Here is a 23,596-nt window from a genome sequence, read left to right as displayed (position 1 = left end):
GTCAGCTCTTGTACGCCTCGGCGGCGGCGGACTCCAGCGCCCGCTGGGTCCCCGCAACGTCCCCGGGGCTCTTCAGGAAGTCCTGGAGGATCTTCCACTCGCCCTTGCCGGGCGTACCTCCGAAGGACTGCGGCGCCTGGTCCGACATGTCGAACCGGACGTCGTCCCCGGCCGCGATCAGCGCCTGCGCCATGGTGCGCTGCACCTCGTTCGGGTACACGGCCGGGTCCAGGGACTTGTTCGGCGAGAGGAACCCGCCCGCCCCGGCCGAGATCTTCGCCGCGTCCGTGGACGCCAGGAAGGTCAGCAGCGCCTGGGCACCCTTGGAGTCCTTCAGCGCCACCGCCGCGTCCCCGCCGGTCACCACCGGGGAGTCCGCGCCGACCGCCGGGAACGGGAACACCTTGGCGTCCGTACCGATCTTCGCATCGGTCTCCGCGATGTTGACGGCGACGAAGTCGCCCTCGAAGACCATCGCCGCCTTCGGCTGGTCCCCGCCGGTGAAGGTCTGTGTCACCGAGGCCGGGAACTCGGTCTGGAGCGCCCCGGACGCGCCGCCCGCGATCAGCTCCGGCTTGCCGAAGAGCTGGGCGAGGGTGGTGAGCGCCTCCTTCACGGACGGGTCCGTCCACGTGATCGCGTGCTTCGCGAGCTGGTCGTACTTCTCCGGGCCCGCCTGGGAGAGGTAGATGTTCTCGAACCAGTCGGTGAGGGTCCAGCCGTCCGCGCCGCCGACCGACACCGGGGTGATCCCGGAGGCCGACACGGTCTCGGCGGTGGTGAGGAAGTCCTTCCAGGTCTTCGGCTCGGCCGCGCCCGCGTTCTCGAAGGCCTTGGCGTTGTACCAGACCAGCGACTTGTTGGCGGCCTTGTAGTAGACGCCGTACTGGGTGCCGTCCACGGCACCGAGGTCCTGCCAGACCTGCGCGTAGTTCTGGCCGAGCTGGGCCCGCGCCTCGTTGCCGACGGGCTTGGCCCACTTCTTCGCCACGGCCTGCTGGATCGCGCCGACCTGCGGGATCATCGCCACGTCCGGCGGCTGGCCGCCCGCGATCTTCGTACCGAGGAAGTTGACGATCGGGTCCTGCGCGGGGACGAAGCTGACCTTCGCTCCCGTCCGCTTCTCGAACTCGTCCAGGACCTTGACGAAGTTCTGCTGCTCCGCGCCCGTCCACACCGCGGCCACGGAGATCTGCTCACCGTCCAGACGAGGTAACGAGACGGTCGACGCGGGCGATTCGCTCGCGCCCGCCGTGGCGCCCCCGGTGTCCTTGCCGTCCTTGCCGTCGTCCGAACCGCCCGAGCAGCCGGTCAGCGCCAGCGCGCCTATCGCGGCGAACAGCGTTGCCGCCCGGCCCAGTTGTCGGGTTCTGCGCATGTCTTCCCCGTTTCCCGGCGACGCGCGTCCGCACGCCGCTGTGCGAGTACCGCGTCGTCCGTGGGCACAGTCCTACGCCGAGGCGCGAAGGACCCGCAATACCGCCGTGGGGGACGGGCGGGTGATCGTGACCCGCTCGTGACGTCGTTTCAGGAGGAAAGGCACACCCCGTGGACAGAGGTCAGGAGGACAGCTCCGTCCGCCCCGACCCGGCCGGGAATCACGAGGAGACCGGCGGCAACGGGGGCAGCCGTTCGGCGTTCACCGAGCGCGCCGCGCGCTCCAGCGCACTGGCCAGGAGCGCCAGGTCGGTGGGGCCGTTGCCCAGTTCGCGTACCGGGCGGCGGGTCGGCGGATCGCCCATCCGCTCCCACTCCAGCGGCACCACGGTCGGACGCAGGGTCGCGGTGCGCGGGATGCGGCCGGTCACCCTGCCGCCCTGGAACGGGGTGACCCGGCCGTCCGGATGCCCCAGCCTGCCCCGCCCCGGCGCCGGTTCGTCCGGCGACGGCGGCAGCACCGGCGCGTCCAGCACGATCCGCAGCCGGGCACCGCGCGCCAGCTCGGTGTCCTCGGTACGGTCCGGGCGGCCCGAGGCGGCCACCAGATGCACCCCGAGCCTGGCGCCGTCCCGCGCCACTGCCTCCAGCGCCCGCACCACGGACCCGGCGGCCGGCCGGCCCGGGCTGCCGAGCGACGGGGCGACCAGCGCGTCGAAGTCGTCGGCGAGCACCACCAGCCGGGGCAGCGGCGACGGACCCGGGTCCGCCGCGCGCGGGTCGGTGGTTCGCAGCCGCAGGGTGCCGGTGGTGGAGGAGGCCGCCGGACCGTCGGGGTTGCCGCGCTGCTCGGAGGAGCCCGGCGGACGCTGGCCCACGAGCCGCCGGGAGACCTCCTGCCGGATGTGCCACTCGGTGAAGTCCAGTCCGTCGAGCAGTTCGGCGCGGCGCTTCAGCTCACCGCCGAGTGCCCGGGCGAACTCCCGCATCCGGACCGGGTCGGAGGCCGACAGATGGGAGAAGACGTGCGGCAGCTCGGTGCAGGGCCGCAGCCCCTCACCCGGCTCGCCGCTCTCCCCGCCCGCACCGGCACCGGCACCGTCCACCAGCAGGATGCCGAGCCGGTCGGGACGGGCGGCCGAGGCGAGCGAGGCGGCGACCGCCCGCAGCAACTCGGTACGCCCGCTGCCGGCGGGTCCCTCGATGAGCAGGTGCGGCCCCTCGTCGGCGAGGTCCACGCTCACCGGCCCCCGGGGACCGGCCCCCAGCACCACCACCGGCCGCCCGGCCTGCCCGCCGGCCCCCTCACCGGCGGAGGCCGGTGCGGCGGTCGCGGGGTACGGGGTACGCCCGGAGTCCGTACGCGGTCCCGACCCCGGGTACGGCGTGTCGCCCGTACCGCGCGCCGTGGCGCCGGGGTACGGGGTGCGGCCGGAGTCCGTGCGGGTGTCGGGGGCGCCGGGGTACGGGGTGCGGCCGGAGTCCGTGCGGGTGTCGGGGGCGCCGGGGTACGGAGTGCGGCCCGAGTCCGTGCGGGCGTCCGGGCGGGACGGGTACGGGGTGCGCCCGGAGTCGGGGGAGTCCGGGCGCCGGCCGTCGGCGGGCGGGGTGGTGCGGAGCGGGCCGGTGCTGAGGGTGCGGCCGGGGCTCGGGGTGTCCTGGGGGTCGCGGTACCGCCCCGACGTGGGGGTGGGGGTCTGCCGGACCGAGGCGCCGGGCTGGCGTTCGGCCGTGGAAGCCCAGCGGGCCATCAGCGAGGCCGGGGTGGCCCTGGCCAGACCCAGTTCGTCCAGCAGCCGGGCCGAGGGCGGCAGCGCGGCCGTCTTCGCGAGGTCGGCGGCGCCGCCGGGGCCCTCGTCCCGCAGCGGGGCCAGCGCCCGGCCGAAGCGTTCCGCCCAAGCCGGCGACACCGCGTCCACCGTCGCCACCGTGCCGTGCCCGGCGACCTGGCCGCCGGCCGTGCGCAGCAGCCGGAGCGCGGTCGCGACGTCCCCGCTGAGCATGGCGACCGCCCCGCACTCGCGGAAGGCGAGGGAGGCGTGGCAGGCGGCTTCGTAGGTCGCGGTGACCGGGGAGGTCGGCGAGGCGGCCGGGGTCTCCGCCAGACAGATCAGATGGATTCCGGCCGCAGCGCCCGCCCCCGCGAGGCGTGCGGTCGTCTCCCGCAGTGCCGCCGTCCCGGGGTCGCCGTCCACGACCAGCACCGTGTACGGACCGGTCCAGGCCTCGGCGGCCTCGGCGACCGCCTCCCGCCCGGCGTGCGGCCAGCCGGGGCCGAGCGGACTCTCGTCGAGCCGGCGGACCAGCTCCGCCGTACGGGCCGCCGCCTGCTCACGGTCGTACGCGAGGAGCAGCCGGCAGTCCTGTCCGCGCATCGGCCGCAGATGCGGCAGCCAGCCCAGCCAGGACCAGGCGGTGCGCCGCTCGTCCGCCGTGCGGTTGCGGTCCGTGCTGATGAGCACGATCTCCAGGTCGGTGGGGGAGTGCAGGGCCGCGAGCTGGGCGACCGCGGAGCGGGCCAGCCCGGTGAGGCGCTCCCACGGCCCGGCGAGCCCGAGCGAACCGGCCTCGCGCAGCCCGACCGTCACCGGCACCGAGGGCAGCTCCGCCCGGTCGGTGGTGCCGAGCCGGAGGGCCAGCGCCTCCGGGTGGCCCGGGTCGCGCTCCCAGAGCCGGGGGCCCGGGCCGAGCGCGGTCAGCAGCACCGCAGCGGGGTCGGGCCAGGTGCCGGCCGGGGCCGAGGGGGCCAGGAACCCCGAGTGCCCCGAGGCGGACCGGGGGGCGGGGACGCCCCGGGCGTCCGGCACCTCGTGGTCGGCGCGGCCACCGGCGAGCCGGCGGGCCCAGGCACCTATGCCGCCGCGCCGGGGCGGCTCCGCGCCGGACCGGGAAAACGGTCCGGCGTCCTCCTGGCGGTACGGCGAGTCGTGGCCGGACGGGCGGGTCTCCTCCGCGGACGAGCCGTGGGCGTGGGCCGGTTCGGGGCCGGCGTCCCCGGGCGCGCCCGGCTCCGGCCGGGCCACCCGCAGATGTCCCTCGCCGTCCGGGGCGGTCGCCAGTACCGGGGGACGGGGTCCGGTGGTGAGGCGGAGGGTGGACTCGCCGAGCCGCAGCAGGGCCCCCGCCGACAGCGGGACGGGCCGGGTGCCGATCTCGGCGCCGTCCAGCGAGGTGCCGTTGGTGGAGCCGAGGTCGGCCACCGTCACCCGCCCGTCGCCGGAGACGGTGACCGCGCAGTGCAGCCGGGAGACGTCGGGGTCGTCGAGGGGCACGTCCGCTTCGGCGGAGCGGCCGATCCGGATCTGGCCGCCGTGCAGCAGATGGACGCCGCCCGCGTCGGGGCCCGCGACCACGTGCAGCCGGGCCGGGACGGAGTCGTCCGAGGAGGGTTCGTCCTCCCCCGGGGTCTGGAGGGAGAGCACCGCGCCGTCGACCAGCGGCGGCTCGCCGACGGAGAGGCGCTGGGAGTCCAGCCGCTCCCGCCCGGCGAAGAGGATCACCGCGCCACCGCCCAGTGACCCTTCGGGGCCCTGGACGGCCGAGGCGAGGGCCGAGGCCACCGAGGCGAGCGCGGTGCCCGCCGGGGCGGTGAGCAGGACGTCGCACGCGCGCACCGGTGCGTGGCCGGTGCGCGGCGCGAGGACGGTCAGCCGGATCTGCATCGCCGTCAGCGGTCCCTTCTGCGGGTTGCCCGGCAGGGGACCTCCCTGTGATGCCCCCCACCCGGCGCGGACGCGTCGTCCGGTACGGGTCGTCACGTACCGCAGGGCTCCCGCTCCCGCAGTTCCGTGCTGGAGGCATCCTCGCACCTGCCACGGGCAACACGCCCACGGGTCATGCATAAGTGATCTTGATCGGTCGGGTGTGGGCGCAAAAGCGCCTGCTTGGCCCGGGTTCGGACAGTTCCGCGTGAGCGGGCCGGGCCGTGGGCAGACGTACCGACGCGCGAGGGCAACCGGCCGGTGGTCCGTCGCGTCTTCCCCGGAGCGGGGCACGTGCGGGTTCGCGCAGCCGTCGGAGAGCAACCGGAAATGGCCGGAAACCGGCGGGTCACAGCGTGAACACAGCCCGTTCGTGACCCGTCGGCGGCCGGTTCGGCACCATTAGAGTGGGCCCTCACCGACCACCGTCCCCACAACAGCAGGGAGCGCATGACGTGCGGCCCGTAGGCAGCAAGTACCTGCTCGAAGAGCCGCTCGGACGCGGCGCCACGGGCACCGTCTGGCGAGCGCGCCAGCGGGAGACCGCGGGGGCCGAGGCGGCCGTCGCGGGGCAGCCCGGCGAGACCGTGGCGATCAAGGTCCTCAAGGAGGAGCTCGCCAACGACGCCGATGTGGTGATGCGGTTCCTGCGGGAGCGCTCCGTGCTGCTCCGGCTCACCCACGAGAACATCGTGCGCACCCGCGACCTGGTGGTCGAAGGGGATCTCCTCGCCCTGGTCATGGACCTCGTCGACGGTCCCGACCTGCACCGCTACCTCCGGGAGAACGGCCCGCTGACCCCGGTCGCCGCCTCCTTGCTCACTGCACAGATCGCGGACGCGCTCGCCGCCAGCCACGCCGACGGGGTCGTCCACCGCGACCTGAAACCGGCCAACGTCCTGCTCGACGAGCGCGACGGCACCATGCGCCCGATGCTGACCGACTTCGGCATCGCCCGGCTCGCCGACTCCCCGGGGCTGACCCGCACCCACGAGTTCGTGGGCACGCCCGCGTACGTGGCCCCGGAGTCCGCCGAGGGCCGCCCGCAGACCTCCGCCGTCGACATCTACGGCGCCGGAATCCTGCTGTACGAGCTGGTCACCGGCCGCCCGCCGTTCGCCGGGGGCACCGCGCTCGAAGTGCTCCACCGCCACCTCAGCGAGGAGCCCCGTCGCCCTTCCACCGTCCCCGAGCCCCTGTGGACGGTCATCGAGCGCTGCCTGAGCAAGGACCCGGACCGGCGGCCGAGCGCCGAGAACCTGGCCCGGGCGCTGCGTACCGTCGCCGCCGGCATCGGCGTGCACGCCAACTCCGCGCAGATCGCCGCCGCCGACGGTGTCGGCGCGCTGCTCGCCCCGGACCCGGCGCCCGCCCCCGTACCGGAGACGGCCGGCGCGGCCGACCCCACGCAGGTGCTGCCGAACTCCGGCGCCCCCTTCGGCGCGGGCGGGTACGACCCGAACGCCGCCACCAGCGTCCTCCAGCACGGGCAGTTCCCCGGCGGCCCGGGCGGCGCGGCCGACCCCACCGCCGTGCTGCCGCCGGTGCCGCAGCGCCCGGACGGGCCGCCGCAGCAGGACCCCGCCCACCCGTGGCAGTCCCAGCTCCAGGCCGCGCGCGACCGCAACGAGCAGACCCAGGTCCAGTACCTCGACCCGGCCGACGACCCGCTGCGCCGGCGCCCCCAGCGCCAGCAGCCGCCGCAGCAGTCCCCGCAGCAACAGCAGCCCCGGCAGCAGCGCCCGCAGCATCAGCAGTACCCGCCGCAGCAGCAACCGCCGCAGCACTACCAGCAGCAGCGTCAGAACTACCCGCAGCAGCAGCCGCAGCAGGGTTACGCGCCCCAGCAGTACGCCCCGCAGCAGCAACCCCAGCAGCAGCCCAGGCAGCAGCAGTACGCACCCCCGCAGCAGCCGCAGGCACCCGCCCCCCGCGAGCCGCGCCAGCCCCGGCAGCGCAGCGCCAACCCGATGAAGATCCCCGGGCTCGGCTGCCTCAAGGGCTGCCTGTTCACCGTGGTGCTGCTCATCGTCGCGGGCTGGCTCATCTGGGAGTTGACGCCGCTTCAGGACTGGGTCGACCAGGGCAAGGGGTACTGGGAGGCGATCGGTGACGCCATCGGTTCGGTGAAGGACTGGATCTCCGACCTCGGCGGCGGCAGCGCCTGACCGGGCGGCGGTACCCGACCCGCGGCGGCAGCGCCTGATCAGGAGCCGTGCGTCGGTGCCGGCGCCGGTACGCACGTCCCCCGCCGTGACGGAGGGCCCGGAGGGCCCGGGATGTCCGGCGCGGGCGCCCGGACCCTCCGGTCCAGGTCTCCGCTCCGTCTCGGCAGCGTCTCCACACCGCATCAACTCTGTACCTTTGTCGACTCCTTCGGGGTCCTTACCGCCGCATTTCGCCCCTGGAGGGGAAGGCTGGCGCCGTCCGGGGCACGCATCCCCCTGGTCGCCGCGTAACTTTGTCGACCGGGGTTCACCGCCAGCCGCTGAGGGAGCAGTCTTGGCACGGAATATCGGCAGCCGGTACACCGCCCACCAGATCCTGGGGCGCGGCAGCGCCGGAACGGTGTGGCTCGGCGACGGGCCCGAGGGGCCCGTCGCCATCAAACTCCTCCGCGAGGACCTCGCGTCCGACCAGGAGCTCGTGGGCCGCTTCGTCCAGGAGCGCACCGCCCTGCTCGGCCTCGACCACCCGCACGTGGTCGCCGTCCACGACCTCGTCGTCGACGGCAACGACCTCGCCCTGGTCATGCGCCTGGTGCGCGGCACCGACCTGCGCACCCGGCTGGACCGCGAGCGCCGCCTCGCCCCCGAGGCCGCCGTCGCGATCGTCGCGGACGTGGCCGACGGACTCGCCGCCGCGCACGCCGCAGGAGTGGTCCACCGGGACGTGAAGCCGGAGAACATCCTGCTCGACATGGAGGGCCCGCTCGGCCCCGGGGGCTCGCACCCCGCACTCCTCACCGACTTCGGCGTCGCCAAGCTCATCGACACCCCGCTGCGCACCCGCACCACCCGGATCATCGGCACGCCCGACTACCTGGCACCCGAGATCGTCGAAGGGCTCCCGCCGCGCGCCGCCGTCGACATCTACGCCCTCGCCACCGTCCTCTACGAGCTGCTCGCCGGGTTCACCCCCTTCGGCGGCGGCCACCCCGGCGCGGTGCTGCGCCGGCACGTCACGGAGACCGTCGTCCCGCTCCCCGGCATCCCCGAGGAGCTGTGGCAGCTTCTGGTCCAGTGCCTGGCCAAGGCCCCCGCCTCCCGGCTGCGGGCCGGAGAGCTGGGCGGCCGGCTGCGGGAGCTGCTGCCGATGCTGGCGGGCATCGGGCCGCTGGAGGTGGACGAGCCGGGCGAAGAAGAAACGGAACTGCGCCCGGAGTACGACGAGCAGCAGTACACCCCCGCCGACGCGGAGCCGCGCCGCCGGGGCGCCGTACCGCTGGTCACCGGCTCGGCCCCCGACTCCAACCGGGACACCCACACCAGCATGCGCGTGCCCGGCCCCGAGGAACTGGCCGGCGGACCGCTCGGCACCGCCCGCGCCCCGCGCGCCCCCGGCCGCCCGCGCCCCGGCTCGGCCCGGAACAAGTCCGCCGCCGTCCGCAAGCGCCGCCTCACCCTGGGCGCGGTCACCGTAGTGCTCGTCGCGGCGGTCGCGGTGGGCGGCTGGCTGGCCACCAGCGGTGACGACGCGGGAGCGACCCCGCAGGACAGCGGCAGCTCCGCACCCGACGCACCCTGAGACCGGACCCCGCCGGTCGCCCCGTCCCGGACCGCCCCGTCGCCCGGCGGTCCGGCACGCTACCGGCCCCGGAAGCCGGACCCCGGACCCGGCCGGGGCCCCGCCGGAGCAGGGGATACGGCGTCCGGAGCCGGGGGAGGGCGAGCTTCACCCGTCCAGCCGTTACGCTGGACCCGTGGCAGTCGTCGATATTTCCGAAGAGCTGAAGTCCCTCTCGTCCACCATGGGGTCGATCGAGGCCGTCCTGGACCTGGACTCCCTGAGGGCGGACATCGCCGTGCTCGAGGAGCAGGCGGCGGCGCCGTCCCTCTGGGACGACCCGGAGGCGGCCCAGAAGATCACCAGCAAGCTTTCCCACCTCCAGGCCGAGGTCCGCAAGACCGAGACGCTGCGCGGTCGCATCGACGACCTCGCGGTGCTCTTCGAGCTCGCCCAGGACGAGGGCGACGCGGACACTCTCGCCGAGGCCGAGACCGAGCTGGAATCGGTCCGCAAGGCACTCGACGAGATGGAGGTCCGCACCCTCCTCTCCGGCGAGTACGACGCGCGCGAGGCCCTGGTCACCATCCGCGCCGAGGCCGGTGGCGTCGACGCCGCCGACTTCGCCGAGAAGCTCCAGCGCATGTACCTGCGCTGGGCCGAGCGGCACAACTACAAGACCGAGATCTACGAGACGGCGTACGCCGAAGAGGCCGGCATCAAGTCGACCACCTTCGCGATCGAGGTCCCGTATGCCTACGGCACGCTCTCCGTCGAGCAGGGCACCCACCGGCTCGTCCGGATCTCGCCCTTCGACAACCAGGGCCGCCGTCAGACGTCCTTCGCGGGTGTCGAGGTGCTGCCCGTGGTCGAGCAGACCGACCACATCGAGATCGACGAGTCCGAGCTGCGCGTGGACGTGTACCGCTCCTCGGGCCCCGGCGGCCAGGGCGTCAACACCACCGACTCCGCGGTGCGACTGACCCACCTGCCGACCGGCATCGTCGTCTCCTGCCAGAACGAGCGCTCGCAGATCCAGAACAAGGCGTCCGCGATGAACGTCCTCCAGGCCAAGCTCCTCGAGCGACGCCGCCAGGAGGAGCAGGCGCGGATGAACGCGCTCAAGGGCGACGGCGGCAACTCCTGGGGCAACCAGATGCGTTCGTACGTCCTGCACCCGTACCAGATGGTCAAGGACCTTCGTACGGAGTTCGAGATGGGCAACCCCGAAGCGGTCTTCAACGGTGAGATCGACGGCTTCATCGAGGCGGGCATCCGCTGGCGGAAGCAGGGCGAGAAGTAACCGTACGCGTACGGAAGTTGGGCCCGGGCGGGATTTTCCGCCCGGGCCCTTCCGCGTACCCGGGGAGGCGGAAGGCGCGGGCCCGGCGGGGCGCGTGGGGCCGGGCGGCGGGGCCGGGGGATCGTAGCGATCGCGTCACAGTCGGGGGAGCGAATAACCGTCAGAAGCCCCACGGGTTCACCAATCGCCCGGAACGCTCTTGACGTAATCCTTAACTCTGGTCAGGGTGCTGGAGCAGCGTGCGTATGACTGGGACGGGTGTGAGTGGGGGCGGGCCGGACGACCGCGGTGAACGCGGCCCGGTTCGGAGCAAACTCCGCAGAGCCGGGTCCCTCACACGCGCTGCTCCATCGACGAGATCGGCTACTGGGGGTAGCAGCAGATGACGAAGAAGACGCGCGTACACATCGCGCGCATAGCCGCCGGCGCGATCATCGCGGCCGGCGCATCCCTGACGGCCGCGGGTGCGGCGCAGGCGTTCGGCGTCGGGGAAGTCACCTCCTCCTTCGCGGAGGAGGGCGGCGACGCCGGTGGCGTGGACGCCGGTTCGGACGGCGCTCCGGCCACGGAGGGTGGCGGCGACGGCGCTCCGGCGACCGAGGGTGGCGGCGACGGTGCCCCGGCGACCGAGGGTGGCGGCGACGGCGCTCCGGCGACCGAGGGTGGCGGCGACGGCGCTCCGGCCACGGAGGGTGGCGGCGACGGCGCTCCGGCGACCGAGGGTGGCGGCGACGGCGCTCCGGCCACGGAGGGTGGCGGCGACGGCGCTCCGGCGACCGAGGGTGGCGGCGACGGCGCTCCGGCCACGGAGGGTGGCGGCGACGGCGCTCCGGCGACCGAGGGTGGCGGCGACGGCGCTCCGGCCACGGAGGGCGGTAGCGACGGCGCTCCGGCGACCGAGGGCGGCACGAACGGCGACTCGGGCGCGACCGGCTCGGACACGTCCGGCACCACCGGCTCGGGCACGTCGGGCACGTCGGGCACCACCGGCACCGACGGTGGCTCGTCCACCGGCGGCACGGACGAGTCCTGCACCGTCACCCTCGACGGTGCCGAGTGCGTCGAGTCGAACAACACCGACACCGACAGTGTCGGCAACAAGCCGGTCGAGCAGGGCAAGGGCAAGGACGAGCTCGCCGAGACCGGTGCGGCCGAGACCACGTTCCTGCTCCTCGGCGCCGCGACGATGATCGCCGGCGGCATCGGCTTCCGCTTCCTGCCGCGTCTGGCGGCCGGTCGCACCGCCGTCTGAGCCACTCGCTCGGACGCGGGGCACGCACGGCACGCAGGTCACTGAGGGCCCGAGGAGAGCTTCACCGCTCTCCTCGGGCCCTCACGCGGTGAACGGGAGGTGTACGACGCCCCTCGGAGCCGTACAGGCGCATGGGGGCGGCGCGGAGGAGGCCCTACGCCACATGCGGGGCCTGCGCCATGTGCTGGGGCTGCGCCACGTGACGGGTCCACGCCACGTGCCGGGTCTACGCCACTTGCTGGGCCAGCAGGGCCACCGCGCACACCAGCACGACGAGCAGGGCGATCAGCACCATCGGGTTCATCCCGCCGAAGAGGCCCTGGTCCTGTTGTCGCAGGCGCTCGCGGCTCGCGCGGCAGACGGGGCAGCGGCCCTCGTTGACGGGCGCCGCACAGTTCGCGCACACCAGTCGGTCGTAGGTCATGCGCACTCCTCCTCCCGCGCGGCGGAATCGTCCTCGGCCGTGCTCCCGGGCCCGGGCGGCTGTCCGTCCGCACAACGCTCCGGGGAGCGTGACCGTTCCCCCTACCACTGTGCCAGCTCCGGCGACATTCGGCGCGGCCCGTCGGGGAGTACGGGAAAAGGCTGCCGAAAGTCCCGGTACGACGGCCGGCGGGGGTCCAGCGGGGTCACGCGCACCGGTCTTCCACGTCGGTCACGCACGGTCGCGACAGCGGTGCGGAGGGCGCCCGCGCGTTCCGTACGACGCACCGCGGCCGACGCGCTCCCGCTCATCTTCCGGCATAAATCACCCATCCGTAGACGCCGCCTGCGCGCCAGCGAAGCATTCGCGTAGGGTCACGCACACATACTCCCGGCCGACCATGGTGCCTCCGTGATCCGATTCGACAACGTCTCGAAGACCTACCCGAAGCAGAGCCGCCCCGCACTGCGCGATGTCTCACTCGACATCGAGAAGGGCGAGTTCGTCTTCCTGGTGGGCTCCTCGGGCTCCGGCAAGTCCACCTTCATGCGCCTGATCCTCCGTGAGGAGCGCGCGAGCCTGGGCCAAGTCCATGTGCTCGGCAAGGACCTGGCGCGCCTGTCCAACTGGAAGGTGCCCCAGATGCGCCGCCAACTGGGCACGGTGTTCCAGGACTTCCGCCTCCTCCCCAACAAGACCGTCGCCGAGAACGTGGCCTTCGCGCAGGAGGTCATCGGCAAGCCGCGCGGTGAGATCCGCAAGGCCGTGCCGCAGGTGCTCGACCTCGTGGGCCTCGGCGGCAAAGAGGACCGCATGCCCGGCGAGCTCTCCGGCGGTGAGCAGCAGCGCGTCGCCATCGCGCGGGCGTTCGTCAACCGGCCGATGCTGCTGATCGCCGACGAGCCGACCGGAAACCTCGACCCGCAGACCTCCGTGGGCATCATGAAGCTGCTGGACCGGATCAACCGGACCGGCACCACCGTGATCATGGCGACCCACGACCAGAACATCGTCGACCAGATGCGCAAGCGCGTCATCGAGCTGGAACAGGGCCGTCTCGTACGTGACCAGACGCGCGGCGTCTACGGCTACCAGCACTGAGCGCCACCAGCACTGAGCATCTGAGCATCGAGTACTGAAAGGACGCCATGCGCGCCCAGTTCGTCCTGTCGGAGATCGGCGTCGGCCTCCGGCGCAACCTCACGATGACCTTCGCCGTCGTGGTCTCCGTCGCCCTCTCGCTCGCCCTGTTCGGGGGCGCGCTGCTGCTCCGTGAGCAGGTCAGCACGATGAAGGACTACTGGTACGACAAGGTCAACGTCTCCATCTTCCTGTGCAACAAGAACGACGCCGTGGACATGCCCAAGTGTTCCAACGGTGCCGTGACGGACGCGCAGAAGAAGGAAATCGATCAGGACCTCAAGAAGATGGCGGCCGTCGACACCGTCACCTTCGAGACGGTCGACCAGGCGTACAAGCACTACCAGGACCAGTTCGGCGACACCCCGATGGCGGGCAACATCACGCCCGACCAGATGCAGGAGTCCTTCCGCGTCAAGCTCAAGGACCCGGAGAAGTACAAGGTCGTCGCGACCGCCTTCGCCGGCCGGGCCGGGGTGCAGTCCGTCCAGGACCAGAGATCGATCCTGGACAACCTCTTCGAGTTGATGAACGGCATGAACGTGGCGGCCCTGTGCGTCATGTTCCTGATGCTGATCATCGCGTTGATGCTGATCGTCAACACCGTCCGGGTGTCGGCGTTCAGCCGGAGACGCGAGACCGGCATCATGCGGCTCGTCGGCGCCTCGGGGTTCTACATCCAGATGCCGTTCATCATGGAAGCGGCCTTCGCCGGGCTGATCGGCGGTCTGCTGGCCTGTGCTCTGCTGATAGGCGCCCGCTACTTCCTCATCGACGCCGGCCTCTCCCTGCAGAGCAAGCTGAACCTGATCGACTTCATCGGCTGGGACGCGGTCATCACCAAACTGCCTCTTGTCCTCGCGATCGGGCTCCTGATGCCCGCAGTTGCGGCGCTCGTCGCGCTCCGCAAGTACCTCAAGGTGTGACATGCGCCCCCTGCGCCGCACGGTGAAGCGCCCGTGCGGCGCAGGGGGTTTGTCCTAGACTCGCTGCCATGCAGGGGCCCTTGTACCGGTACGGGCCCCGCGGCCTGCGCCGCGGGGCGGCCCTGACGTTGGTGTTCGCCGGAGTGCTCGCCACCGGTGCGGCCACCGGCTCCCTCCCGCGCGACGAGCCCGCCCGCGCCGACCCGCGGACCCGCCCGGCCGCCGCCGCGTCCTCCCTCGCCCCCGTCGACCGCCAGGAGTTGGCGGCGGCCGCCGCCGGAGCCGCCGCGGACGGGAAGTCCGCCACCCAGGCCGCCGAGGAGCTCGTCAGCCGCAGCGGCGACCGCTGGGGCGCGGTGTACGACGAGCGCGAGTACGAGGAGTTCGAGCAGGCGCTCGACGGCTCGTACACCGGGGTCGGCCTCTCCGCCCGCCGCACCGCCGACGGCCGGGTGCGGGTGGCCCGGGTCGAGCCCGGGGGGCCCGCCGACCTCGCGGGCATCCGCGCAGACGACGTACTCACCTCCGTGGACGGCGACCGGACCCAGGGCCGGCCCGTCGCGGAGATCGTGGCCCGGCTGCGCGGGGACGGTACGCACGAGAAGGCGGGTTCCTCCGTCGTCCTCGGCCTGGAGCGGGAGGGACACGCCCGGACGGAGTTCCTGCACCGGGCCAGGCTCACCACGGAGGCCGTCAGCGTGCGCCGGCTCGGCACCCGCCCCACTTCCACCGTGCTGATCAAGGCGACCGCCTTCACCCGGGGTGCGGGCGGCGAGATCCGCGACGCGGTACGGTCCGCGCCCGGCGACGCCGGAATCCTGCTGGACCTCCGCGCCAACAGCGGCGGGCTGGTCGGCGAGGCGGTCGTCGCCGCCTCCGCCTTCCTGGACGGCGGCCTGGTCGCCACCTACGACGTGCACGGGGAGCAGCGCGCCCTGTACGCGGATCCGGGCGGCGACACGACCCGCCCGCTCGTGGTGCTCGTCGACGGCGGCACGATGAGCGCGGCCGAGCTGCTGACCGGCGCGCTCCAGGACCGGGGCCGCGCGGTCACGGTCGGTTCGCCCACCTTCGGCAAGGGCTCGGTGCAGATGCCGAGCGAGCTGCCGGACGGCGCGGTGGCGGAGCTGACCGTCGGGCAGTACCGCACGCCGGGCGGCAAGGGCGTGGAGGGCCGGGGGATCACCCCGGACGTGGTGGTCGGTGCGGGGGCCCTGGATCGGGCCGAGACGGTATTGAGTGGCCTCGGGGGTGGGTCGTAGTGCGAAAATGACCGCACTATGGCCAAGGAAAAAGACACCGGGCGCAAGATGATCGCGCAGAACAAGAAGGCGCGGCACGACTACCTCATCATCGACACCTACGAGTGCGGGCTCGTGCTCATGGGTACCGAGGTGAAGTCCCTGCGGATGGGCAGGGCCTCGCTGGTGGACGGTTTCGTCCAGATCGACCAGCACGAGGCGTGGCTGCACAACATCCACGTGCCCGAGTACGTCCAGGGCACCTGGACCAACCACGCGGCGAAGCGCAAGCGGAAGCTGCTGATGCACCGGGCCGAGATCGACAAGCTGGAGTCGAAGTCCAAGGAGACCGGGCACACCATCGTCCCGCTCGCCCTGTACTTCAAGGACGGCCGGGTCAAGGTCGAGATCGCGCTCGCGAAGGGCAAGAAGGAGTACGACAAGCGCCAGACGCTCCGCGAGAAGCAGGACACCCGCGAGACCAACCGCGCCATCTCGGCGGCCCGCCGCCGGCAGCGCAGCGCGTGACCGGACGGTCGCGGGGCGCTCTCGCGTGCGTACCGGGGCCCGGAGCGGGCACTCGGGAAGGGTGACCGGCGGGAATACGCTGGCATCGTCCGCCGTTGGTCACGTACGATGGGCCGTGCACCCCAGCGAGGGTGCGCGTATTGAAAAATCAACATGGGGATGATCGGTTTCGACAGCGGATGTCGAAGCAGGGGAAGCGAGTCGAGGAAGCGACAATGATCTCGTAAACCATATGTCGCAAACAATAATCGCCAATTCCAAGCGCGATTCCTCCGCCTTCGCTCTCGCTGCCTAATTAGCAGCTAGCGAAGACTCCGCGGAGTGTCAGCCCGGGGGTGATCCCGACCCGGATCCTGGCATCAACTAGGGATCTAAACTTCTAAGCCCGGTCACGGGGTTTGGAAGGAAATCAAACAGTGACTGAGCCTGTCGGAGGCTTGTTCGCGTGACCTCCGGGGCCGAGAAAAGCGTAGCGAACTGCACTCGGAGAAGCCCTGGTTCCGCACCGTTGGACGCGGGTTCGATTCCCGCCATCTCCACCACCCCATGTAGGCCTCTGCCCCGCGAGTTCGCTCGCGGGGCAGAGGCTTTTTCGCGTTCCTTCTCTTTTCTGACGCAGCGGGCGTGCCGCTCGTCGATGGCTGATTCCGTCCCGGCGGGCGAAAAGTCCTGGCCGCGGCGAACCATGTGCTGCATGATCCCGGACATGCTCATCGACCATGAAGGCATGTCGCCCACCGTGCACCCCTCGGCCTATGTGGCCCCGACGGCGACCCTCTGCGGGGACGTACGCGTCGGTCCCGGCTGCCGGGTACTGTTCGGCGCGGTACTGACCGCCGAGGGCGGGGCAGTGGAACTCGGCGAGGGGTGCATCGTCATGGAGAACGCGGTCCTGCGCGGCACCCGCCGGGACCCCCTGCTGTTGGGACGTTCGGTCCTGGTCGGCCCCGGCTCGTACCTGACCGGGTGCACGGCCGAGGACGAGGTGTTCCTGGCGGCCGGCAGCCGGGTCTTCAACGGGGCCCGCATAGGCACCCGATCCGAGGTACGGATCAATGGAATCGTGCACCTGCGCACCGTGCTGCCCCCGGACACGACGGTGCCCATCGGCTGGATCGCAGTCGGCGACCCGGTCCAGGTGCTTCCGCCGCAGGAACACGAGGCGATCTGGGCGGTGCAGAAGGAACTCGACTTCCCCGGCTACGTCTTCGGGCTGGACAGGCCCGCGGACGGCGAAAGCATCATGCCTGCGGTCTCGGCACGCTTCGGCCGCGCCCTGGGACGCCATCGCGACGACCGCGAGGTGTGAGCCGGCGGCGGTCGCCCCGCGGGACCCGCTGTCACCCGTGGACCGCGTCACCCGTGGACCGCGTCACCCGTGCCAGAGTCCGGCCACCGAGGCCGCCGCCGCGCCGGCTTGGGTGCGGCCGGCGCGGGCGGCGGCCGGGCGGCGGGCGTCGGCGGTCATGTCGCGGCCCATCACGCGGCGCGCGGCGCGGTCCGGGGACAGCAGGAGGACGCGCGTTCCGTCGGCCGACAACTGGGCGGCCTGCCGCGTGGCGCTCGGATGCGGTCCGACCGCTCGGGGGACCGGCGCGAGCGCCAGCACCCGCTCGTACCCGTGCGCGAGGTGGAGGTTGGTGGTCGAACGGCTGCCGCCGTCCATCCAGCGCCGGCCTGCCACGGTGACCGGCGGCCATACGACGGGTACGGCGCAGCTCGCCGCGACCGCTTCGAGGAGCGTCGCTCCGGAGCCCGAATCGAACACCTCGGTCCGGCCGCTCGCCGCGTCGACCGCGGCGATCCGCAACTCCCGCTCCGGCCAGTCGTGTACGTCGCCCAGAAGTGCGCCGACCGTGTCGAAGACGTCCGACTCCGGGCCGGTCCGGGCGCGAAGTGCCGTCCGGGCGAGGCGTTCGACGGAGCGTTGGGGGTCGCGGGAGCCGAGCGCCGCCCAGAGGAAGCTCGCAGTCTGCCGCGCGGTCACCGGCAGACGGACCGCGTCCGCCCCGGAGAGCTGGCGATCGTAGAGTTCCGCAGCCGTGACCCCGGACCGGAGCCGGGAGCCGAAGACGGCGCCGGCGGAGGTGCCGATCACGACGTCGGCGCCGTCGAGTTCGATCCCGGCACCGGCGAGCCCGGCCAGAACCCCCGTCAACCAGGCTCCGCCCACCGGCCCGCCGCCGCCGAGTACGAGTGCAGTGCCGTTCATGCTTCCCCCTCGACGTGGACGCCCGCAGACGTCGTCCCGCCTGCGGGAAAGGAAACGGGGAGTAGTCCCCGTTTCCTCGGCCGACGATAGCATCCGTACCGGGGAACGCTCCCCGGTACGAGGCGGGATTCCTGGTACGCGGGGTACGCGGGGTACGCGGCCGAGGCCCCGGGCCTACGGGAGAAGTCCCGTGCGGGGAGAGAAGAGGGAGACGCGATGGGCGACCGTCCGCCGGTGGGGCGCCGCGACGCGCTGCGCAACCGGAAGCTGCTGAGGGACACGGCCCGAGAGGTCTTCGCGGAGGAGGGCCTGGACGCCCCGCTCGACGTCATCGCCCGGCGGGCAGGCGTGGGCAACGCGACCCTCTATCGCCACTTCCCGACCCGTGCCGCCCTCGTCGACGAGGTCTTCCGGGACGCGCTCGCGGAGACCATGGAGGCCGGCGAACGGGCACGTGCCGCCGATGACGCGTGGAGGGCCCTGGGGCAGTACCTGCGTACGGTGTTCGCGGGCCTGGCGGCCGACCGGGGCACCAACGACCTCATGACCACGAACCTGGAAGGCGTCCCGTCCCTGGAGGCGGTCCACGCCCACAATCGCGGAACCATCGACGTGTTGATCCGGCGCGGTCAGGAGCAGGGCGCCATCCGCCCGGACCTGCTCACCGAGGACCTGCTCTTCTCCCTGGCCGCACTGGGCCGGGCCGTACCCGCGCTCACCGCGGCAGCCCCGGACGCCTGGCTCCGCCCGCTCGCCCTGCTCCTCGACGGCCTTCGCGCCGGTCCCGCAGCAGACGCTCTGCCCGCGCAGGCCCTCACGCCGGACCAGCTCGGCACCGTGCTGCTCAACCTCGGGCCCGGCAAGGGACGTTGAGAGTCCGCGATCCGCGAGCACGAACGGCAGGGCCCACACGCACAGCTCATGCCCCTGGTGATGGAGGCCGCCGGTGAACTCGGACCGGCCGTGACCCTGCTCGGGGAGCGCATGGCCCGGCGCTTCTCCGCGGAGGTTGCCCGGCTGGGTGCCGGGCAACCGGTGTACCTCCACGACGGGCGGGCCGACTGGTCGGGGTGACCCGGGGTCCCGAGTCGCCGGACCAGCCGCGAGAATCCGCCGGGCTCAGTTCGGGTTGTCCCCGTGGGTCAGGGTCTCCCAGGCCACGAAGAGGTTGTTGCTGCCGGCCGGGCGGTTCTGCTCGGTCAGGGCCTGGGTGTTGGTCATCGCGATGCCGAGGCGGTTGTGCAGGGCGTTGTAGCCGACCTCGGTGACGGGGCCGAGGCCGAGGTTGAGGGACCCGCCGCAGAGCCAGCTCGGGACGGCCTCTCCGCGCTGGTACTTGGACTGGAAGCCGAGGGCCTGGCGCAGCCGCTCGCCGACGTCCGTGCCGTAGAGGTCCTGGCCCTGGATGCGGCTGGTCTCCGCGATGTGCGAGATGGCCGAGATGCCGTACCCGGTGTGGGTGAAGTCGCGGCAGGTCTCCTGGGTGAGGCCGGTGACGAAGGTGGACTGGCCCTGCCAGTAGCTGACGATCTTCGCGGTGGTGTCGAGGTTCTGGCTCGGTACGGTCTTGGGCACCGCGCCGTCCGACGCGAGGTAGACGTACGCCGCCGTACGGGTGCGGAACTTCGCGATCGCCTTGTCGTAGGAGGTCTTGTCCTCCAGGAAGACGGAGATGCCGACGGCGGCCTCCATCATCGACAGCTCCCAGTTGCCGTTGGAGTTGGAGCCGTTGATGAGCTGCGGCAGGTAGACGTTCCTCAACATGGTCGAGAAGCGACCGGAGTTGGCCCAGGTCCCGGTGTAGGTGTACTTGATGATCTCGGCCGCCTTGGGCCACGAGGAGCCCGCCCAGCCGGTCTGCAGCGGGGCGTTGCTGTTGGTGTGGCTGGTGATCGTCGCCGACCAGGCGTCCATCAGCTCGATGGACTTCTTCGCGTACCGCTCGTCCCGGGTGATGTACCAGGCGAGGGCGTCGGTGTACGCGGCGATCGCGTCCTCGCGCTCGTCCGTACAGCCGTTGTTGGGGTTGGAGTACGAGCCGCACTCGACGGTCGCGCGGGGCTTGGCGGTGCGGCTCAGGCTCGCGTAGCCGCTCGCCATCATCTGGTCGTACGCACCCTTCCAGGGCTGCGCACCGGCGTTGACCTTGGTGCGGGCGAAGTCCAACTGGCCCTGCGAGACGGTGACTCCGGGGTGGGTGAAGGTGGCCGGCGCCGCCTCGGCGTGCGGGGCGCCGGGCCCGGAGAGGAACCCGACGACGAGCGCTGCCGCCGCTGCCGCCGCGGTGAGGAGGAGTGCGGGGCGCCTGCGGCCGCGGCGCGGTGCGGGAGCGCGCGAAGGTGTGGGGGTGACTGGCATGTGGGGGCCATCCGTTCTCGTACGTGAACGAAGCTCTGGGGGTTGAACACGCCTGCTGGCCGGTGACCATAGGTACAGACCAGGTGGCCGTCAAGACCGTGCGGCAGATCCCCAGCTCAACTGCTGTTCACGTAGGTGAACTTGTCTTCTCTCGTGGCGGATCAGCCGGTGGTGGCCTCGCCCCGACGCGCGCGTCCTGCCTCTCCGGCCGTCCGTCCCGCCCGTCGTCCCGCACCGACGACGGAGACCACGAGGGCGAGTCCGGCGGCGCAGGCGGGGGCGGCGTACCCGGGGATCGTGCCGCCGTGCTCCACCAGCCAGCCGCCGGTGGCCGAGCCGGCCGCGACCCCGCCGAGCAGGGCGGTCACCGCGATCGTCATGCCCTCGTTCAACTGGGTCGCCGGGGTCAGGCGTTGGACGAGCGTCATGCCGGTCACCATGGTCGGCGCGGTGGCCGCGCCCGCCGCCAGCAGGCAGAGCGCCAGGGCGAGCAGCGAGCCGGTGGTGGCGACCGCCAGCAGCGGCAGACACATCAGCGCGGTCATCGCGGCGAGGCAGAGCGTCAGCCGCGCCGCGAGGTTCCGGGCCGGGCGCAGCGCACCGTAGAGCAGCCCCGCCACGCAGGAGCCGGTGGCCTGGAGAGCGAGCACCGCGCCCCCGGCGTGCGCGATCGACACGACCTCCATCGTGCCGAAGACCGCCCCCGTCGCCAGGAACACGGCGAGCAGCGCGGGCATGCCGGGGGAGCGGAACGGGGAGCGCGCCCGGACCGTACGGGGGGCGACCGGCGGCTCCGTGGAGCGCTGGGCGGCGAAGATCAGGATGCCGCTCATCATCAGCACCGCGCCCGTGACCGTGCCCGCCTCCGGGAAGAGCGTGCCGCAGAGCGTGGCGGCGAGGACCGGGCCGAGCATGAAGCAGAGCTCGTCTGCGGCCTGTTCGAAGGAGTTGGCGGTGTGCAGGGCGGCCGGGTCGTCCCGGAGCAGGTGTGACCAGCGGGCACGTGACATACCGCCGGTGTTGGGGGCGGTGGCCGTGGCGGAGTACGCGAGGAAGAGGGTCCAGGTCGGGGCGTCGAGGCGTACGCAGAGCGCCAGGACGAGGGCGCCGGCCGCGGCGAGCGCGGTGGCGGGGACGGCGATCCTGGCCTGGCCGTAGCGGTCGACGAGCCGCGCCGTCAGGGGCGCCACCACGGCGGTCGCCACCAGACCGGTCGCGGTCACCGCGCCCGCCAGGGCGTACGAGCCGCGGGAGCCCGCGATCATCAGCACCGCGCTGACGCTGAACATCCCCATCGGCAGCCGGGCCAGCAGGTTCCCCGCCGTGAAGGCGCGGGCGCCCGGGGTGCGCAGCAGCCGCAGATAGGCGTTGCCGGGAGCCCCGGGCGATATCCCGGAGGGGCCGGGCGGGGGCGCGGCGGTCGTGGTGGGCGTGGCGGTCGTGGCGGTCGTGGGGGTGGGGGCAGGGTTCGGCACCCTCGCAGCCTCGGCCGCGCGCCACCGTCCGGTCCAACACCTGCCCGGACCCGATTCACTCACCTGTGTTGTAGATTCCCCCGGTGACCGTCCCCGACCTCGATCCCCGGCTGCTGCGCGCCTTCCTCGCCGTCGCCGAGGACCTGCACTTCACCCGGGCCGCAGCCCGCCTCTTCGTGGCCCAGCAGGCGCTGAGCCGGGACATCCGCAGGCTGGAGAGGCTGCTCGGTGCCGCGCTGTTCGTCCGTACCACCCGGCAGGTCGTCCTCACGACGGACGGCGAACGGCTCGTCCCGCACGCCCGCCGGGTGCTCGACGCGCACGCCGCGCTCGGCGCCGCCTTCGCCGACGCGGCGGCCCGGCCGCTCCTGGTGGACCTGAACACGGACGGGATGACGGCCGCCCGGGTGCTGGACCGGGCGCGCGAACTCGCCCCGGAATGCGAGCTGATGGCCCGATTCGAGTCCGGCCTCACCTGGGCCGCCGGGGAGATCCTCGCCGGACGGCTGGACGCCTCCTTCGGCCGGGCCGGCGGGCTCGACCCCGCGGTGCGCGCGGGTCTCCACGTGCAACCCGTGCGCTACGAGCCGATGGCCGTCCTGCTGCCGTCCGCTCATCCTCTCGCTCCGCGCGAGGTCGTCGCCCTCGCCGATCTGGCCGGGGAAACCGTCTACGCGGGGGCAGGCAATGCGCGCACCCGCGAGTGGACCGACCTCGCCGCACTCCTTTTCGAAGAGTGGGACATCCACCTGGCACCGCCCACTCCGCTTGCCGTAGGAGTGGCCGAATTTCAACGGATCATGGCGAAGACGGGATACCCGGTGCTCGCCGTTGTCGGTTTTCCTCCGCTTCCGGGCACGGTGCTCCGACCCCTCGTGCGCCCGGTCCCGCTCTCCCCGCTCCTGCTGGTCCACCGGAAGGGGATGCGGCATCCCGGTTTGGACGCCCTCCGTACCGCCGCCGTTCAACTTCAGTCGTCAGAAGGGTGGATGGTACGGCCACCTGGTTCCTGGCTGCCCGAAGCGGACGCTCTCGCGATGGCGTCCCAGGCGTGAAGAACAACCCGATCCGGGGACATTGGCGTCAGCATCTTGCGCTACATTCATCAGTCCGGGCACAAGGGGAACGCGGTGCGCGGACGGGGTGGGGACCCAGTCCGACGGCATGAAACCAGTCATTCATGTGTGCCGGAAACGTTGAGTGGGGGATGTGCGTACAGCTGTGGAAAATTGGCGAGAAGGTACCCGGACCGGGCACAGCCATGAGCCTCATGACGTGACGATCCAGCTGGACGGGCTGGGGCGTCAGCTCTCCGAGCTCAAGACCGGACCCGGCACGCCGGAGACGTCGGACGGCCCCGTCTTCGTGGACGAGAGCGGCCGGCGGAGCAAGAACTTCCGCAGGGCCGGCTGGCTCGTCGCCGCAGGCTGTACCGTCTTCGCCGTCGTCCTCGTCTCCTCCCTCTTCGGCGGCAGTTCCGTCGCGCCCTGGCTCCCGCTCACCAGCCAGGAGCAGCAGAAGAACGACGAGGACAAGAGCGCGGACACGCCCGCCGCGGACCCGTCCGACCCGGCCGGAGTCGCCGGCGCCACCGACCCGGGCGCGACCACCGGCCCGACGCCCGGCGACGGAGCCACGGGCACGGCGGCCTCTCCGGGCGCCACCGGCTCGTCGGTGAGCACCTCCGCCGACGCGTCCGCCACGAACCCCGGCGCGAGCCCCTCCACGAGCAAGCCCGCCGGCTCCTCGGCGGGCACCGGCGGCGGGACGAGCCCCAAGCCTTCCGCGTCGGCCACGGCGACCACGCCGACCACGCCGACCACGCCCGAAGCGCCGGGCGGCACGCCCGACGCTCCGGCGACGACACCCCCGGTCACCGAACCGCCGGTCGTATCACCAGAAAGCAGCACCCCGTAAATGACTCAGCCCGCAC

The 23,596-nt window shown here is 72.6% G+C and carries 19 protein-coding genes and 1 other RNA gene; 14 read left to right on the top strand and 6 right to left on the bottom strand.

Annotated features, from left to right (window positions below; genetic code table 11):
• Position 1 precedes the first annotated feature (1 nt).
• Both OHA55_RS10270 and OHA55_RS10265 read right to left on the bottom strand, forming a co-directional pair.
• Positions 2-1,378, bottom strand: coding sequence for an ABC transporter substrate-binding protein (locus tag OHA55_RS10270; protein ID WP_266704966.1), 1,377 nt, complete (start codon positions 1,376-1,378; stop codon positions 2-4).
• A 220-nt stretch (positions 1,379-1,598) separates the two neighbouring features.
• Positions 1,599-5,039, bottom strand: a complete 3,441-nt coding sequence (locus tag OHA55_RS10265; protein WP_266710522.1) for an FHA domain-containing protein — start codon at positions 5,037-5,039, stop codon at positions 1,599-1,601.
• A 494-nt stretch (positions 5,040-5,533) separates the two neighbouring features.
• Between OHA55_RS10265 and OHA55_RS10260 the strand changes: the two genes are divergently transcribed.
• From OHA55_RS10260 to OHA55_RS10245, 4 genes are all read left to right on the top strand, one after another.
• A complete protein-coding gene (locus OHA55_RS10260; protein ID WP_266704964.1) occupies positions 5,534-7,246 on the top strand; it encodes a serine/threonine-protein kinase in 1,713 nt (570 codons plus the stop codon).
• 334 nt (positions 7,247-7,580) lie between these two features.
• Positions 7,581-8,825 (top strand): serine/threonine-protein kinase, encoded by a 1,245-nt coding sequence (locus OHA55_RS10255; protein WP_266704962.1) that lies wholly within the window; start codon positions 7,581-7,583, stop codon positions 8,823-8,825.
• A gap of 175 nt (positions 8,826-9,000) precedes the next feature.
• On the top strand, positions 9,001-10,107 hold the full coding sequence (gene prfB, locus OHA55_RS10250) for a peptide chain release factor 2 (RefSeq protein WP_266704960.1): 1,107 nt from the start codon (positions 9,001-9,003) through the stop codon (positions 10,105-10,107).
• 382 nt (positions 10,108-10,489) lie between these two features.
• Positions 10,490-11,359 (top strand): hypothetical protein, encoded by an 870-nt coding sequence (locus tag OHA55_RS10245; RefSeq protein ID WP_266704958.1) that lies wholly within the window; start codon positions 10,490-10,492, stop codon positions 11,357-11,359.
• 226 nt (positions 11,360-11,585) lie between these two features.
• Here OHA55_RS10245 and OHA55_RS10240 read toward each other — a convergent pair whose 3' ends face one another.
• Complete coding sequence (locus OHA55_RS10240; protein WP_266704956.1) at positions 11,586-11,783, bottom strand: hypothetical protein; 198 nt, start codon at positions 11,781-11,783, stop codon at positions 11,586-11,588.
• Positions 11,784-12,194: 411 nt separating this feature from the next.
• Between OHA55_RS10240 and ftsE the strand changes: the two genes are divergently transcribed.
• The 6 genes from ftsE (at position 12,195) to OHA55_RS10210 (ending at position 16,927) form a co-directional block, all read left to right on the top strand.
• Positions 12,195-12,884: a cell division ATP-binding protein FtsE gene (gene ftsE / locus OHA55_RS10235; RefSeq protein WP_266704954.1), complete on the top strand. Its 690-nt coding sequence runs from the start codon at positions 12,195-12,197 to the stop codon at positions 12,882-12,884.
• Between the two features lie 47 nt (positions 12,885-12,931).
• Positions 12,932-13,849 (top strand): permease-like cell division protein FtsX, encoded by a 918-nt coding sequence (ftsX, locus tag OHA55_RS10230; protein WP_266704952.1) that lies wholly within the window; start codon positions 12,932-12,934, stop codon positions 13,847-13,849.
• 68 nt (positions 13,850-13,917) lie between these two features.
• Positions 13,918-15,111, top strand: coding sequence for a S41 family peptidase (locus OHA55_RS10225; RefSeq protein ID WP_266704950.1), 1,194 nt, complete (start codon positions 13,918-13,920; stop codon positions 15,109-15,111).
• A gap of 18 nt (positions 15,112-15,129) precedes the next feature.
• Complete coding sequence (smpB, locus tag OHA55_RS10220) at positions 15,130-15,618, top strand: SsrA-binding protein SmpB (RefSeq protein ID WP_266704948.1); 489 nt, start codon at positions 15,130-15,132, stop codon at positions 15,616-15,618.
• 155 nt (positions 15,619-15,773) lie between these two features.
• Positions 15,774-16,160: a transfer-messenger RNA gene (ssrA, locus tag OHA55_RS10215) on the top strand.
• Positions 16,161-16,312: 152 nt separating this feature from the next.
• A complete protein-coding gene (locus OHA55_RS10210; RefSeq protein ID WP_266704946.1) occupies positions 16,313-16,927 on the top strand; it encodes a gamma carbonic anhydrase family protein in 615 nt (204 codons plus the stop codon).
• A 63-nt stretch (positions 16,928-16,990) separates the two neighbouring features.
• Here OHA55_RS10210 and OHA55_RS10205 read toward each other — a convergent pair whose 3' ends face one another.
• Positions 16,991-17,830 (bottom strand): patatin-like phospholipase family protein, encoded by an 840-nt coding sequence (locus OHA55_RS10205; protein ID WP_266704944.1) that lies wholly within the window; start codon positions 17,828-17,830, stop codon positions 16,991-16,993.
• A gap of 216 nt (positions 17,831-18,046) precedes the next feature.
• On the opposite strand from OHA55_RS10205, the gene OHA55_RS10200 reads away from it, so the two are divergent.
• Together OHA55_RS10200 and OHA55_RS10195 are read left to right on the top strand one after the other, a co-directional pair.
• Positions 18,047-18,703: a TetR/AcrR family transcriptional regulator gene (locus OHA55_RS10200; RefSeq protein ID WP_266704943.1), complete on the top strand. Its 657-nt coding sequence runs from the start codon at positions 18,047-18,049 to the stop codon at positions 18,701-18,703.
• Between the two features lie 48 nt (positions 18,704-18,751).
• Positions 18,752-18,904: a hypothetical protein gene (locus tag OHA55_RS10195; protein ID WP_266704941.1), complete on the top strand. Its 153-nt coding sequence runs from the start codon at positions 18,752-18,754 to the stop codon at positions 18,902-18,904.
• 45 nt (positions 18,905-18,949) lie between these two features.
• Here the strand turns inward: OHA55_RS10195 and OHA55_RS10190 are convergent, their stop codons facing one another.
• Positions 18,950-20,188, bottom strand: a complete 1,239-nt coding sequence (locus OHA55_RS10190) for an alginate lyase family protein (RefSeq protein WP_266704939.1) — start codon at positions 20,186-20,188, stop codon at positions 18,950-18,952.
• Between the two features lie 161 nt (positions 20,189-20,349).
• Positions 20,350-21,579 carry an MFS transporter gene (locus OHA55_RS10185; protein WP_266710518.1) on the bottom strand — a complete coding sequence of 410 codons (1,230 nt, stop codon included), beginning with the start codon at positions 21,577-21,579 and terminating at the stop codon, positions 20,350-20,352.
• A gap of 167 nt (positions 21,580-21,746) precedes the next feature.
• On the opposite strand from OHA55_RS10185, the gene OHA55_RS10180 reads away from it, so the two are divergent.
• Entirely contained in the window at positions 21,747-22,718 is a 972-nt protein-coding gene (locus tag OHA55_RS10180; RefSeq protein ID WP_266704937.1) for a LysR family transcriptional regulator, read from the top strand.
• 220 nt (positions 22,719-22,938) lie between these two features.
• Complete coding sequence (locus OHA55_RS10175) at positions 22,939-23,580, top strand: hypothetical protein (protein ID WP_266704935.1); 642 nt, start codon at positions 22,939-22,941, stop codon at positions 23,578-23,580.
• Positions 23,581-23,596 lie beyond the last annotated feature (16 nt).

The organism is Streptomyces sp. NBC_00102 (assembly GCF_026343115.1).
GTDB lineage: Bacteria > Actinomycetota > Actinomycetes > Streptomycetales > Streptomycetaceae > Streptomyces.
Note: the sequence above shows the minus strand (reverse complement) of the source record. Positions and strands in the feature narration are given on the sequence as shown.

Bases quoted from the DNA above. Each gene is read 5' to 3' on its own strand.
- OHA55_RS10190 (WP_266704939.1), bottom strand. From the start codon at position 20,188: ATGCCAGTCACCCCCACACCTTCGCGCGCTCCCGCACCGCGCCGCGGC.
- OHA55_RS10265 (WP_266710522.1), bottom strand. From the start codon at position 5,039: ATGCAGATCCGGCTGACCGTCCTCGCGCCGCGCACCGGCCACGCACCG.
- OHA55_RS10225 (WP_266704950.1), top strand. From the start codon at position 13,918: ATGCAGGGGCCCTTGTACCGGTACGGGCCCCGCGGCCTGCGCCGCGGG.
- OHA55_RS10210 (WP_266704946.1), top strand. From the start codon at position 16,313: ATGATCCCGGACATGCTCATCGACCATGAAGGCATGTCGCCCACCGTG.
- OHA55_RS10270 (WP_266704966.1), bottom strand. From the start codon at position 1,378: ATGCGCAGAACCCGACAACTGGGCCGGGCGGCAACGCTGTTCGCCGCG.
- OHA55_RS10200 (WP_266704943.1), top strand. From the start codon at position 18,047: ATGGGCGACCGTCCGCCGGTGGGGCGCCGCGACGCGCTGCGCAACCGG.
- OHA55_RS10240 (WP_266704956.1), bottom strand. From the start codon at position 11,783: ATGACCTACGACCGACTGGTGTGCGCGAACTGTGCGGCGCCCGTCAAC.
- OHA55_RS10205 (WP_266704944.1), bottom strand. From the start codon at position 17,830: ATGAACGGCACTGCACTCGTACTCGGCGGCGGCGGGCCGGTGGGCGGA.
- smpB (WP_266704948.1), top strand. From the start codon at position 15,130: ATGGCCAAGGAAAAAGACACCGGGCGCAAGATGATCGCGCAGAACAAG.
- OHA55_RS10245 (WP_266704958.1), top strand. From the start codon at position 10,490: ATGACGAAGAAGACGCGCGTACACATCGCGCGCATAGCCGCCGGCGCG.
- OHA55_RS10195 (WP_266704941.1), top strand. From the start codon at position 18,752: ATGCCCCTGGTGATGGAGGCCGCCGGTGAACTCGGACCGGCCGTGACC.
- ftsX (WP_266704952.1), top strand. From the start codon at position 12,932: ATGCGCGCCCAGTTCGTCCTGTCGGAGATCGGCGTCGGCCTCCGGCGC.